The organism is Flavobacterium sp., assembly GCF_024642105.1.
In the GTDB taxonomy this organism is placed as follows: domain Bacteria; phylum Bacteroidota; class Bacteroidia; order Flavobacteriales; family Flavobacteriaceae; genus Flavobacterium.
In genome coordinates this window covers 610,671-624,181 of sequence record NZ_JAHEBT010000052.1, presented here as the reverse complement: position 1 = coordinate 624,181, position 13,511 = coordinate 610,671, and the positions used below count along the sequence as shown (strand labels likewise).

11 protein-coding genes are annotated in these 13,511 nt (G+C 36.1%); 6 read left to right on the top strand and 5 right to left on the bottom strand.

The window, feature by feature from the left end; translation table 11 throughout:
- The first annotated feature begins 119 nt into the window (after positions 1-119).
- From Q0L65_RS08250 to Q0L65_RS08235, 4 genes are read left to right on the top strand one after another with little or no spacing between them, the layout of a single operon-like run.
- Positions 120-1,130: a sugar phosphate nucleotidyltransferase gene (locus Q0L65_RS08250; RefSeq protein WP_296685171.1), complete on the top strand. Its 1,011-nt coding sequence runs from the start codon at positions 120-122 to the stop codon at positions 1,128-1,130.
- A 6-nt stretch (positions 1,131-1,136) separates the two neighbouring features.
- The gene (locus Q0L65_RS08245) at positions 1,137-2,339 is read left to right on the top strand and encodes a tetratricopeptide repeat protein (RefSeq protein ID WP_296685170.1); all 1,203 of its coding nucleotides are present in this window, start codon (positions 1,137-1,139) and stop codon (positions 2,337-2,339) included.
- Complete coding sequence (locus Q0L65_RS08240) at positions 2,336-3,115, top strand: DUF4292 domain-containing protein (protein ID WP_296685168.1); 780 nt, start codon at positions 2,336-2,338, stop codon at positions 3,113-3,115. The genes Q0L65_RS08245 and Q0L65_RS08240 overlap by 4 nt, the downstream gene beginning before the upstream one ends.
- Positions 3,116-3,135: 20 nt before the next feature.
- Positions 3,136-4,509: a peptidoglycan DD-metalloendopeptidase family protein gene (locus Q0L65_RS08235; protein ID WP_296685166.1), complete on the top strand. Its 1,374-nt coding sequence runs from the start codon at positions 3,136-3,138 to the stop codon at positions 4,507-4,509.
- A gap of 38 nt (positions 4,510-4,547) precedes the next feature.
- Here the strand turns inward: Q0L65_RS08235 and Q0L65_RS08230 are convergent, their stop codons facing one another.
- Genes Q0L65_RS08230 through Q0L65_RS08220 form a run of 3 tightly spaced genes read right to left on the bottom strand, consistent with a single transcriptional unit; the run spans position 4,548 to position 7,921 of the window.
- Complete coding sequence (locus tag Q0L65_RS08230; protein ID WP_296685164.1) at positions 4,548-5,504, bottom strand: transglutaminase family protein; 957 nt, start codon at positions 5,502-5,504, stop codon at positions 4,548-4,550.
- A 6-nt stretch (positions 5,505-5,510) separates the two neighbouring features.
- On the bottom strand, positions 5,511-6,464 hold the full coding sequence (locus Q0L65_RS08225; protein ID WP_296685163.1) for an alpha-E domain-containing protein: 954 nt from the start codon (positions 6,462-6,464) through the stop codon (positions 5,511-5,513).
- Positions 6,465-6,484: 20 nt separating this feature from the next.
- Positions 6,485-7,921, bottom strand: coding sequence for a circularly permuted type 2 ATP-grasp protein (locus Q0L65_RS08220; RefSeq protein WP_296685161.1), 1,437 nt, complete (start codon positions 7,919-7,921; stop codon positions 6,485-6,487).
- A 302-nt stretch (positions 7,922-8,223) separates the two neighbouring features.
- On the opposite strand from Q0L65_RS08220, the gene Q0L65_RS08215 reads away from it, so the two are divergent.
- On the top strand, positions 8,224-8,964 hold the full coding sequence (locus Q0L65_RS08215; protein ID WP_296685159.1) for a lysophospholipid acyltransferase family protein: 741 nt from the start codon (positions 8,224-8,226) through the stop codon (positions 8,962-8,964).
- Between the two features lie 178 nt (positions 8,965-9,142).
- On the opposite strand, the gene recA is transcribed toward Q0L65_RS08215, so the two are convergent.
- A complete protein-coding gene (gene recA, locus Q0L65_RS08210; protein WP_296685158.1) occupies positions 9,143-10,150 on the bottom strand; it encodes a recombinase RecA in 1,008 nt (335 codons plus the stop codon).
- Between the two features lie 167 nt (positions 10,151-10,317).
- On the bottom strand, positions 10,318-11,487 hold the full coding sequence (locus Q0L65_RS08205) for an AraC family transcriptional regulator (protein WP_296685156.1): 1,170 nt from the start codon (positions 11,485-11,487) through the stop codon (positions 10,318-10,320).
- A gap of 282 nt (positions 11,488-11,769) precedes the next feature.
- On the opposite strand from Q0L65_RS08205, the gene Q0L65_RS08200 reads away from it, so the two are divergent.
- On the top strand, positions 11,770-13,511 hold a 1,742-nt coding region (locus Q0L65_RS08200), incomplete at its 3' end, for a hypothetical protein (RefSeq protein WP_296685155.1).

Sequence of the window (13,511 nt, the reverse complement as noted above, 5' to 3'; positions counted from 1 at the left end):
ATACAGAAAATATCAAAATAGAATCTTTGCGAACTTTGCGAAAAACCTTTGTGAACTTTGCGGTTAAAAATAAATTAACAGGAGGATGAGATTGCTTCGTTCCTCGCAATGACAAAAACATGAAAATAATAGTACCAATGGCAGGACGTGGTTCTCGTCTTCGCCCACACACATTAACGATTCCTAAGCCATTAATTCCTATTGCGGGAAAACCAATTGTACACCGTTTGGTGGAAGATATTGCGGGAGTTTTGAATCAAGATATTGAAGAAATTGCTTTTATTATCCATGAAAGTTTTGGTAAACAAGTCGAAGCCGATTTGATTGCCATTGCTGAAAAACTGGGGTCTAAAGGAACGATTTATTACCAAAACGAAGCTTTAGGAACAGGTCACGCCATTATGTGTGCCAAAGATTCCTTGAGCGGTCCAGCAGTTATTGCCTATGCCGATACGTTAATTCGTGCCGACTTTGATTTGGATCAAAATGCAGATAGCGTAATTTGGGTGAAACAAGTAGATCAACCAGAAGCATTTGGAGTAGTCAATTTGAATAGCTCAGGCGAAATCATAGAATTAGTAGAGAAACCAAAAGAATTTGTTTCAGATTTAGCCGTAATTGGAATATACTATTTCAAAGATGTTGCAGTGTTGAAAAACGAATTACAATGGGTGTTAGACAATAATATCATTCACGGTGGCGAATACCAAATCAACGATGGAATTAAGCAAATGATGGCCAAAGGAATGAAATTTGTTCCAGGAGAAGTGGCCGAGTGGATGGATTGTGGAAACAAAGACGTAACTGTAGAAACTAACACTAGAATGTTAGGCTTTTTGCACAATGACGGAGAACATTTGGTAGATTATGGTGTAAAATCAGAAAATTCAACGATTATTCCACCTTGTTATATTGGCGAAGATGTGGTGTTGATTAATGCTACCGTGGGTCCAAATGTTTCTTTAGGAAAAGGATGTCATGTAACCAATAGCACCATTAAAAACAGTTTGGTACAAACGCATTCACATATTAAAAATGCTAATTTAGACAATGCGATGATTGGAAATCATGCGAGTTTTGACGGGAATTTTACCAGCATCAGTATCGGGGATTATTCGGTTTTGGAATAAAGAAGTATGAGTACAAAGACTATAGTTTTTTTCTTTTTAAGTCTGTTTGTATTGCCGTCTTCGGGATGGACGCAAACAGAACCAGAGGATATTGCTATGGTTTCTGACGAATTTCAAGATGCGTTTTACGAATCGCTTTTGCAAAAAGGCATTGAGAATTACGACAAAGCGATTGTGGCTTTGGAGAAATGTCTGGTAAGCCAACCGAATAATGCAACAATTCATTTTGAATTAGGTAAAAATTATTTGGCTTTAAAGCAATATGAAAACGCCTACCAATCGCTTCAAAAAGCAACACAAATTGAGCCTAAAAACAGATGGTTTTGGGTAGGAATATATGATTTGAGTTTTCAAACCAAGAATTACGACCGAGCGATGACTGCGGTACAACAATTGATTTTGTTTGACGAGCGGTATAAAGACGATTTGATTCCGTTGTATATGGCAACCAATCAATTGGAAAAAGCGTTAACCTTGATTGGCGAGATGAATGCTAAATATGGTAAATCGCAAGAAAGAACACAGTTTAAAAATCAAATCCTTTTGGCTACCAAAAACGAAACTTCCGATTGGAAAGAAGTGGGTGATTTTAAAAAATATTTGGATGCCAATGATGGAAACCAAGCGGTTCAAACCATGAATAGCATTTTGGTAAACAGCCAAATACCCAATGCGGTTAAGCATCGAGTAGTGAATGAATTTTTGATTTTTGCTTTTACTAATCCGCAATTTGAAGGCAATTTAGAAAAGGCAATTTCGCTTTTCGATTCAGACAAAGAAGTGAATGTGGCTCAAGCCATAGGAAAGTTCTATCAAAACAAAAAACAAACGGAGAAAGCCATTCGTTTTTATGAATTAGCACTTCAAAAAGAAGTAGGAGTGGTGGAAACCAATTTGCTTTTGCTTCAAGCCTACACATCGGCTCAGCAGTTTCAAAAAGTAGCCCAAAAAGCACAGGAAGGAATAGAATTGTATCCCGCTCAGGCGTATTTTTATTATTATTTGGGTTTAGCCAACAACCAATTGCGCGAATTTAACAAAGCGAAAACGTCTTTAGAAACGGGTTTGGATTTTGTGATAGATGATTTGGATTTGGAAATTAATTTTAATTTGCAACTGGCAGAAGCTTATAATGGGTTAGGTGATTTTAAGAAGAAAGACAGCTTTTTTGCGAAAGCGGATCAATTAATACAAAAGAAAAAGAAATGAGAAGAATAATGGCGTTGTTGTTTTTAATGGTATTGGCTTCGTGCAAAACCCAACAAGCGGTTGTGGCAGCAGCTCCTGAAGTTCCTAAAACAAAAGGGATTTCGGCTGAAGAAATAATAGCGAATCATTACAACAACAAAATCAACTTTGCTACCGTTTATATCAAATCGAATGTGCGATTTTCGGATGAAAAGCAAACACAGAATGTAACGGCAGAAATTAAAATTAAGAAAGACGAACAAATTTTGATTAGTGTGCGTTTCTTAGGAATTACGATGGCGAAAGCCTTAATTACACCTACATCGGTGAGTTATTATGAGAAGATGAACGGAACGTATTTTGAGGGCGATTTCAGCGGATTGAGTCAATGGCTTGGCACCGATTTGGATTTTTCTAAAATTCAAAATATGTTGTTGGGCGAAGCATTTGATAATTTACAACAAGGAAAATATGCCTTGTCAAAAAGCGAACAGGGGTTTGAATTGACTGATTTACAATCAGGCAAAACTAAGAAAACCTTCTTTTTGGACACAGAAAAATCCCAAATTCAAAAACAAGAAATCAATCAACCGGAGCAAGACAGAATGATTCAGGTGAGTTATTCAGAACGCGCTTCATTTAATGAGGGAAGTGTTCCAATGCAGATTTTGATTCACACTTTCCAAACAAAAGGAAAAACCGAAATTAGTTTTAATTACAATACGGTTAATTTCAATGAAGAACTTTCTTTTCCATATAGCATTCCAAATGGGTATAAAAGAATTTTAATTAAGTAAATTTGCAAAAACATTTTACCATGCCAAAATTTCTCCTTAGTCTACTTTTTGTTTGCACCACCACTTTGGTTTGGAGCCAAGACTCGCAACAAGAAAAGCTAGAACAACGAAAAGCTCAAATTCAGCAAGAAATAAAAGAGAATGAGAGACTCTTGCAATCGGTTAAGAAAAAAGAAAAATCAGCGGTTAGTGTTATGGCTATTCAAGAGAAAAAAATAGCGCTGAAAGAAAATTTGATAAAGACCACAGAGAAACAAGCTAAACTCCTGAGCAATGACATGTACATCAATCAGGTACAAATCAACAAGCTCAAAAAGGAGCTAGTTGTCTTAAAGGAAGATTACGCAAAGATGATTATGAAGTCCTATAAAAGCCGTTCGGAAGAAAGTAGAGCGATGTTTTTATTGTCGTCTAAAAATTTTCAACAAGCTTATAAACGATTACAGTATATGAAACAATATACTAGTTTTAGAAAAATTCAAGGAGAAGAAATTCAAGGAAAATCAAAAGAGTTAGTAGGTTATAACCAAAAATTAGAGGTTCAGAAATCGGCCAAACAAAAATTAATTGACGAAAAAGAAAAAGAACGTTTGTCTTTGGAAAAAGAGAAGCAAGAACAAGAAAAGTTGGTCAATGCGATTAAAAAAGACAAAAATAAACTTGCTACTGATATCAAGAAAAAACAACAAGAAGCGCGCGCAATTGACAAGCAAATTGATCGTTTGATTCGTCAAGCCATTGCCGAAGCCAATAGAAAGGCTGCTGCTGAGCGGGCGAAACAAAAAGCTGCCGCTACTGCTGCTGCCAAAGAAAAGAAAGCCGCTGCTGCTGCCGCTGCAAAAGAATTAGCGAGTGCTAATAAAACCGGTAAGACCATTAAAACTGTGGTTAAACCTGTAGTGGAAGAAGAACCGGCAGAAGAAGCCAAAAAACCAATTTCGTCTACTAAAATTGATTTAACACCCGAAGCAAAAATTGTAGCGGATAATTTTAGAGCCAACAAAGGAAGATTGCCCTATCCTGTTGAACGTGGTAAAATCACCCTAGGTTTTGGATACCAACCCCACCCAGTGTATAAATCCCTAATGGTACACAACAGTGGAGTGGAAATTACCACCGATCAGGGTGCTACTGCAAGAGCCGTTTTTGATGGGGTAGTCACTAGTGTTTTTGATTTAACAAAAGTTACTAAGGCAGTAATGATTCAGCATGGGGATTATTTCACTGTTTATCAAAACTTAAGCTCAGTGAATGTGAGTATGGGAGATAAAGTAAGTCGTAAACAAGCTTTAGGGCGCATTCGTTCCAATGGAGAAACCGGTAAAACAGTGCTTAAATTTTTGATATATCAAAACACTTCGTACATCAATCCTGCGGGTTGGTTGTCGAATTAAATAATAAACTAAAAAGCACTACGATAGTAGTGCTTTTTTTATTGTTGTTGCTGTTGTTGGTGGTGTAAGAGTTCGATATAATCCAGTTGTTCTTGTACTTCTGAGGAAACTTCTTCTAGTGCAACATCATTGATTTCTTCAAAATGCCTTCCGTCTTCGTAGCCAATGGAAACACAAACCGAAAGTGTTTGCTTTGCCAGTCCTTTAAAAGTTCCTTTTACTGGCGTACAATCTATAAAATTGCGTCCCACAGCTAGTTTAACATGGTTGTCCATAGTCCAAATATTGTTGGTAGGGTCAATTCCTAACCAGCCTTGATTTGGTGTGTAAATTTCGACCCAAGCGTGAGTAGCTCCTTCGCCTCTTAGGCCACTTTCGTTTGGACAAATGTAACCGCTGACATAGCGCGCCGGAATTCCCGCCGTGCGAACCAATTGTAAAAGAACATGGGCAAAATCTTGGCACACTCCTTTTTTATGGTCCAAAATTTCGTCTACAGTCGTTTCAATATTTGTAATTCCTTTGGTGTATGTAAAGTGGTTAAAAATATAATTGTTACACTGTTGAGCAATCTCAATAATGGTTTTATTTTCACAACCAATTTCATTCAGGATATCTAAAATTGTATCTTGTTTGGAAATGGTTTCTGGATAACACAATCGTAAAAGGTTGATGTTTTTTTCTTTTTCGGTAGCCAAATCATTCACATACGAATGTTCAAAATCGGGTATTTTAAGAGAATGATTCACACGAACCAACATTCGGGATTCGATGGTCATATCGGTATGGGCTTCCAATGTGTTGAAATTCCCCACACGATTCCCGTGATAATCCGTTGAGAAATTGACTTCGGGATTGTTGGTAATTAATAATTCGTATTGCAAGACATCTTGGTTTTCAAAATTATGCGGAAACAAACGAATTTCGTTAATGCTTTCTTTGATGGGCCAATTGTATTGGTATTTGGTAATATGAACGATTTTAAAAAGAGCCATATAGCTTTAGGTATAAGAAAAGAATAATTTTGAAAAATCAGTAGAAAATTGGTTCAGCTGCACTTTGGTATTGTGAAGCACTTCTTCTAATTGTTGGTTACTCAGGTGATGGTAATCGGTGTATTCGACATAGCTTTTTAGCCTTCCAAATTGATTGTGCAGCGTTCGGGCTTCGCTTAGCACATTATCCTTGAATAAATAGTTGATATACACGTTAATCAAGTCTAATGTGTAAATGACCGAGTGCGCAAAATCGCGGTTGAACACCACTTGTTGTACCACCTTTCTATTGTGCGGAATGTTGCTGTAACTTTTCAAATACATTTCATAGCCCGAAAGCGATAGCAATAACCGTCTCCAGTATAACAAGTCTTCTTCGCCTTCGAGATTGTATCCTATTGGAGAAAAATAAGCCTGCGTTAGCGAAATAGTTTGTAGGCAGCGTTCAATGTGTTTGCCAATACTCGAAAAACACCAGCCCAATCCCCGAGGCATGGTTACTTGGAGAATTCCATTATACAATAAAAAATCTTTGTTCAATTTGGTAATAATAGCCAAAGCATCTTGGGTTTCTAGTTGATGCGGCAGGTTAGGGGAATTCATAAAATGATACAACGAATTGATGTGTTCCCAGAGCTCTTTGGTAATTTTATCTTGAGAACCTCGAGCATTTTCACGCGCTTTAATTACTAAATTCTTGACAGAGTTTTGGTTGTGATTGTCGCAAATAATGTATTTCAACACAAAATTAGTATCGTATTGTACCTCGTTTATGGTTTCTAGAGGTAAATCCGTATAGTGTTCCAATAATGGTTTGTATCCTTGGGTGTCATTCAATTCTTTGTCGAACGACAGAATATAAAAGGTATTTAAGGTCAGCAACATTCCATCTGTTCTTTCCATGTATCGGTTGAGCCAGAACATTCCGTCCGCCACTCGGCTAAGCATATCTATTTTCATTGAGTAGGTTTTTAGGTTAATTATTCTACTATCCAGGTGTCTTTACTACCGCCTCCTTGTGACGAATTGACCACAAGAGAACCTTCAGTTAGGGCTACACGAGTTAAGCCTCCAGGAACGATTTCTACGCCGTTTGGGCCGCACAAAGCATAAGGTCTCAAATCCACGTGACGCAATTTGAGTTGGCCATCAATTAAACACGGCACAGTGCTTAATTGAATGATGGGTTGGGCAATGAAATTCCTTGGATTGTCCAAAATGGCAATTTTAGCAGCGTCGAGTTCTTCTTGAGTTGCTTTATTTCCCATAATCATTCCGTAGCCTCCACTTTGGTTGGTTTCTTTGATGACCATATTTCCCATATCAGCAAAAACAAGTTCGCGTTCGCCTTGATTTTCCATTTGGTAGGTTGGAACGTTTTTAAGAATAGGTTCTTCGTTCAAATAGTATTTAATCATGTCAGGGACAAAAGCATACACCGCCTTGTCATCGGCAACACCATTCCCTACTGCATTTACAATCGCAATATTACCTTGTTTGTAAGCGCTTATAAGTCCAGGAACACCCAAAGCACTATCAGGTTTAAAGACTAATGGATCTAAATATTCGTCGTCCAAACGGCGGTAGATGACATCTACTTGCTGTAAGCCTGAGGTAGTTTTCATATACACCTTGTTGTTGTTTACAACCAAATCACGTCCTTCTACTAAGGGAATTCCCATTTGGCGTGCCAAAAAGGTGTGTTCATAATATGCCGAATTATAAATACCCGGCGTTAATAAAACTACATTGGGATTTGAAATGCTCCTTGGCGAAAGCGAAACTAAAATATTGTGGAAAATCATAGGGTAATTCCCCACCATACTCACGTGATTTGACGTGAGCATGTCAGGAAAAATACGTTTGGTAATTTCTCTGTTTTCCAACATATAACTGACCCCACTCGGACATCTTAAATTGTCTTCTAAGACATAGAATTCGCCTTTTGCTCCGCGAATCAAGTCGATTCCTGCAATATGAACGTGAATGTTGTGCGGTACTTTGATGCCTTGTACTTCCTGAATGTAATGCGGACAAGAAGCAATCAATGAAGCAGGAACAATTCCATCTTTAATGATATTTTGCCCATTATAAATATCTTCCAAAAACAAATTCAAAGCCAACAAACGTTGTTTGATTCCAGATTCAACTTCTAGCCAATCGTTTTTGGTAATAATTCTCGGAATAATATCAAAAGGGAATATACGTTCAATTCCTTGATTATCATCACTATAAACGGTAAAGGTAATCCCTTGATTCATGAAAAAATCAGAGGCTTGTTTCTGTTTGTCTTGTAAGCTTTGTAGGTTTAAGTTTTCTAAGGTGTGCAACACCTGACGATAGGAATGTCTTACGCCATCATCAGAAAACATTTCATCCCAACCTTTTGGGTTCAATTCCGGCAGTAAATTTGGCATATTTAATTTTATTTAAAAAAGTTAAACATTTCAGTATTTTAATTGAATAAAATATTGATTTTTAGCCAAATTACTTAATTATTTTTTGTAAAAAATCAATTAAGATGAATATTTGATAATTTATATCATATTCTTTTTTTGAGAAATATATTTTGACATTTCGTTTTTTTTTCGCTCTTATTTTTTTTGATTTAGAAATCAGGTAACCTATTGTTTTTGATACCCCATTGTTTTTAAAGGGATACATCTTGAATTTTAAAATTATTTTTCAAAATATCGTTCCATTTCATACATTTGGTATTATGAGAGGAATAAAAATGATTTTTTGGACACTTTGGCGCGTATGGTTTTATGTGTTGATAGCTATTCCTATTCTGGTGATGTTGCCGTTTTTGCTTTTATCTATACTTTCTGAGCGTGGGTATCCGTATTTCTTTAAAATGGCTCGGATTTGGGCCAAAGTCATTCTTTTTGGAATGGGTTTTTATTATAAAGTAGAAACTATTCAGGGATTGGAACCCAACAAAAGTTATATGATTGTAGCTAACCATACCTCTATGACTGATATTATGCTGATGTTAGCAGTGGTAGATAGTCCGTTTGTATTTGTGGGGAAGAAAGAATTGGCTTCGATTCCTTTGTTTGGATTTTTTTATAAAAGGACCTGTATTTTAGTTGACCGAAACAATGCCCAAAGCCGAAGAGCGGTTTTTGAAAGCGCACAAAACAGGTTAAATCGAGGCTTGAGTGTGTGTATTTTTCCTGAAGGTGGAGTTCCTTATGATGAGTCTATTATTTTGGACACCTTTAAAGACGGGGCGTTTCGTTTAGCAATTGAACATCAAATTCCCATTGTTCCTATTTCTTTTGGGGATAATAAAAAACGATTGTCCTATACTTTTTTTAGTGGGAGTCCGGGAGTAATGCGAGTAAAAATACATACCCATATCGAAACACAAGGAAAAACGCTGGATGACCGAAGAGCTATAAAACAAGAAACCTTTCAGATTATTTATGACCAATTAGTCTCATTTGAGAGGTAATACCAATAAAAAACTGTCTTAAAAGTATCAATTCTGTCATTCCGAATTTATTTCGGAATCTTTAATAATTATTGTTTTAAAGAAACTGACTCGAGCGATTGCGAATTGGCGAAGCAAACAAGTTCAGTTTGACAAGAATAAGCCTTTTAAGACAGCTTCTGTTTTATGTGTTTGAATATTATTCGGCTGCTAATTCTTTGATTTGCGATTTGATTTTTTCTTCTAATTCATCGGCTAATTCTGGATTGTCTTTGATTAATGCTTTAACGGCATCACGACCTTGTCCTAATTTAGTATCTCCATAACTGAACCAAGAACCTGATTTTTTGATAATTTCAAATTCTACGGCCAAATCCAAGATCTCCCCTGTTTTAGAAACTCCTTCGCCATACATGATGTCGAATTCGGCAGTTTTGAAAGGTGGCGCTACTTTATTTTTTACCACTTTTACTTTAGTACGGTTTCCAATTACGTTATCACCATCTTTAATTTGAGACGAACGACGAATATCCAAACGAACAGAAGCGTAAAATTTCAAGGCATTACCTCCAGTTGTAGTTTCTGGATTTCCAAACATCACCCCAATTTTTTCTCTTAACTGATTGATAAAGAATACAGTACAATGTGTTTTGCTAATTGTTCCTGTTAATTTACGTAAAGCCTGTGACATCAAACGCGCGTGAAGACCCATTTTAGAATCTCCCATTTCGCCTTCAATTTCGCTTTTTGGAGTCAAGGCCGCTACCGAGTCGATAACAACAATATCAATTGCTCCTGAGCGAATTAAGTTCTCAGCGATTTCCAATGCTTGTTCTCCATTATCCGGTTGAGAAATGATTAAGTTTTCGATATCAACGCCTAATTTTTCTGCATAATTTCTGTCAAAAGCGTGCTCAGCATCAATAAAAGCAGCGATTCCGCCTGCTTTTTGAGCTTCGGCAATAGCGTGCAAGGTCAAAGTGGTTTTACCAGACGATTCAGGGCCATAGATTTCGATAATTCTTCCTTTTGGATAACCACCTACTCCTAAAGCTAAATCTACTCCTAGCGAACCTGAAGAAATCACTTCTACTTCCTCAATGGCTTTGTCGCCCATTTTCATTACTGTCCCTTTTCCGTAGGTTTTGTCTAGTTTATCAAGCGTAAGTTGTAGCGCTTTTAATTTAGCTTCTTTCTCTGAACTCATCTTTTTTGTATCTAATTAGTTGTCAATTTCAAGGAATATAAAGGATTTTATTTTCCTTTTATATTTTCGTAAAAATAGATTTTTTTTTCGAAGTACAAGAGTTGTTTTTTGCTAAATTTTATCGAAGTATATAGAATAGTTTTTTTTTGAGAAGGCGAAGGTTTTTTTTAAAGCGATTTGTTCAGTCGTTCAATGTATTCGCTTGGCGTGAAACCAATTTCTTCTTTGAATGTAGAGTAGAAATTAGAACGCGTTTTAAATCCGGATTTCTTGCCAATTGCTTCGATTGTCAACTTAGAATTAGATCCTTTTTCTAATAAATTAATTGCATGTTTGATTCGTAACTCTGATTTTAATTTTGAAAATTTAGTTTCCATTAAATAAGTAATACAATAAGAAACGTGATTTTGAGGCACTTTAAGATCGAGCGCAATATCGCTAATTTTAAAATCATAGTTTAAAAAAGGTTTATTTTCCTCAAGGTATTTTAAAATAGTATTGTATAATTCAAAGAAAGGATCTTCTCTAAGGTCTATTTTGATCTTTTCTTTTTTCTTTTTGGTTTTATTCTGTTGAATTTTTCTTGGGATACCATAGAGAATTTCTGGAAATAGTAATAAAGAAAATGACATTACACAATAAGCAAATCCTGCCATTACATATAATACATAGCCATCGTCTATAGTGTCACTGGGTTTTGAAACCGCTGCGTTCAATGACAATATTGTGAAACTAATAAAAATAAACAATAAGCTGGTTAATAAAATAATTAGCCAACGATAGGTGATCATAAATTGTTTTTTTGGTACTTCTGGGTCATTAATTTCGGAAGGATATGCTTTCCAAAGTAAATAGATGCAGTAGATTAAATATAAAAAAGCGAGTATTGTACGAAAGGCAAAACTCTGTCCTACATTGTAAAATAGATTAATTTCAATATCCCGAATAGCATCTAAATTTTCAATGATTCGATCTGCAATTTGTAATTTTTTTTCAAAGGATTGAAAAAGATAAGGTACGGTTCCAATCAATGCAATTGTTGCGGGTATAAAATGGAGTCTATCTTTTTTTGATAATACGGTTTTATCTAGTAATGTATTTCGAACATAAAAATATAAGAAAGGCCCAATGAGGAACATACAAGGCGCAAAATTGTTGTAAAACACCGCTAACCAAAATCGTGAGTCTCCAAACACTATAAAATAATGAGCAATACCAAATATAGAAGTTAGTATAAAAACTAGCGAGAGGTATGTGGCATTTTTATTGGATTTCCAATTGTAATATAACAATATAATGGATATTACAATGGTAAAAATGGATATATATAAAAGCATTGATGAGGGGATTGTTCTTGCAAATATATAGAATTACCGTTTTTAGTATAAACACTAGCGCTTACAAGTTGTCTTTTTTTTAATTTTTAAGGACAATCAATTTATCCTTTTTCTCGGTTTATTTGACAAAGTTGTGTGTTTGAGCGATTTAATAGATTATTATAAAAATTTACTTTGCAAATATTTTTTACAATTAATCTTCAAGATTCCCTTTTCTAGAACTAGAATGTCAAGCCCTTAGACATTTTAATTTCGTCAATTTTAAATCTTAAATTTTTATTTATGGAAAACAGAAAAGGTATTTCTCGTATTCAACAACATTTTAAGAAAGCAATATTGTTTTTTTCAATATTCTTTTTGTCTACACTCCATGCTCAAACAGTAGAAGTGAGTGTGCCTTTTACGAATGGTTTTATAGGAGTTGCCGGAAACGGCCAATCGGCCACCTCAATTAAGACTTTTACTACACTTGGTATAGCAAAGGCCTTTTTTGTACAACAATCTAGTTCTGCAAGTTTTCAACTTCAAGGAAACGATATCCCAGGAGTTGTTAGAATTCAATTAAATTCGGGTCAAGTGATTGATATTCAAGGAGCAATTGTTTGGAGGCAAACAAATGGTAATACAGTTAAATCTTTTGGATTTATTCCTGCTCCCACAATAACCTCAATTGGTTTTTCATATGGAGGAGGTACATATACTATAAATACTTTAAGTAGTTTAGTGCTAAATAAAATTAACGAACCGATTGTGTATACTGATAATACTTCGGAAAACGGTAATGCTGCTACTGGGCAGAATTTGTTAGACGATTTAAATGCTTATTTAACAGTAACACAAGGATTACGGCCAGCAGGTCCCGTGACAGTGACGGCTCAAACTACATCTAATACTACACCAACAGTTACAGGAACAGCAACTATACAGGCTGGTGAAACCTTATCTGTTACGGTTAATGGAGTTGTTTACACAACCGCTAATGGTTTGGTAATTACAGGAAATACTTGGTCTTTGCCAATTTCTAGCGCTTTAACGACAGGAAGCACTTACCCTGTTACTGCAACTATCACGAATACAGGCGGATATACTTTGAGCGATAGCACAACTAATGAACTGGTGATTACTCAAGCAGGTGTTCCAGCTGTTATAACTTCTGTTTCGCAATTGGTACCATTTTCAACGTGTTTAGGGTCGGCTTCAGCCGTTCAAAGTTTTTCTGTTTCTGGGACAAGTTTAACAGCAAATGTAGTGGTAACAGCTCCTACAGGTTTTGAAGTTTCTTTAACAAATGGTTCTGGATATGGTTCTAGTGTGACAATATCTCCTACTGCAGGAACGTTAAGTTCTACACCTGTTTATGTTAGAATGATTGTATCGGCTACAGGATCTCTTAGTGGAAATATCTCAGTAGTTTCGGGTTCAGTTTCACAAAATGTCGCTGTTTCTGGAACGGTTAATTCAAATCCCGTAACCCCTACAGCGAGTGTTACTTCTCAGCCAACATGTTCAGTTGGAACAGGAACCATAACCGTTAGTTCAAGCACAACAGGTTTGTCATTTAGTATTGATGGTACAAATTACACTAACACAACAGGAATATTTTCAGGAGTTTTGCCAGGAACATATACAGTTACAGCAAAGAACGCTTCATCATGTATTTCTTCAGCATCAACAAGTGTTACGGTGAATGCTCAACCAGCAACACCATCAACCCCTACAGCGAGTGTTACTTCTCAGCCAACATGTTCAGTTGGAACAGGAACTATAACCGTTAGTTCAAGCACAACAGGTTTGTCATTTAGTATTGATGGTACAAATTACACTAACACAACAGGTATATTTTCAGGAGTTTTGCCAGGAACATATACAGTTACAGCAAAGAACGCTTCATCATGTGTTTCTCCAGCATCAACAAGTGTTACGGTGAATGCTCAACCAGCAACACCATCAACCCCTACAGCGAGTGTTACTTCTCAGCCAACATGTTCAGTTGGAACAGGAACTATAACCGTTAGTTCAAGCAC

What these genes read in the sequence shown, in the direction of transcription:
- Q0L65_RS08250 (WP_296685171.1), top strand. Translation starts at nt 120, where the DNA reads ATGAAAATAATAGTACCAATGGCAGGACGTGGTTCTCGTCTTCGCCCA.
- Q0L65_RS08245 (WP_296685170.1), top strand. Translation starts at nt 1,137, where the DNA reads ATGAGTACAAAGACTATAGTTTTTTTCTTTTTAAGTCTGTTTGTATTG.
- Q0L65_RS08240 (WP_296685168.1), top strand. Translation starts at nt 2,336, where the DNA reads ATGAGAAGAATAATGGCGTTGTTGTTTTTAATGGTATTGGCTTCGTGC.
- Q0L65_RS08235 (WP_296685166.1), top strand. Translation starts at nt 3,136, where the DNA reads ATGCCAAAATTTCTCCTTAGTCTACTTTTTGTTTGCACCACCACTTTG.
- Q0L65_RS08230 (WP_296685164.1), bottom strand. Translation starts at nt 5,504, where the DNA reads ATGGCTCTTTTTAAAATCGTTCATATTACCAAATACCAATACAATTGG.
- Q0L65_RS08225 (WP_296685163.1), bottom strand. Translation starts at nt 6,464, where the DNA reads ATGAAAATAGATATGCTTAGCCGAGTGGCGGACGGAATGTTCTGGCTC.
- Q0L65_RS08220 (WP_296685161.1), bottom strand. Translation starts at nt 7,921, where the DNA reads ATGCCAAATTTACTGCCGGAATTGAACCCAAAAGGTTGGGATGAAATG.
- Q0L65_RS08215 (WP_296685159.1), top strand. Translation starts at nt 8,224, where the DNA reads ATGAGAGGAATAAAAATGATTTTTTGGACACTTTGGCGCGTATGGTTT.
- recA (WP_296685158.1), bottom strand. Translation starts at nt 10,150, where the DNA reads ATGAGTTCAGAGAAAGAAGCTAAATTAAAAGCGCTACAACTTACGCTT.
- Q0L65_RS08205 (WP_296685156.1), bottom strand. Translation starts at nt 11,487, where the DNA reads ATGCTTTTATATATATCCATTTTTACCATTGTAATATCCATTATATTG.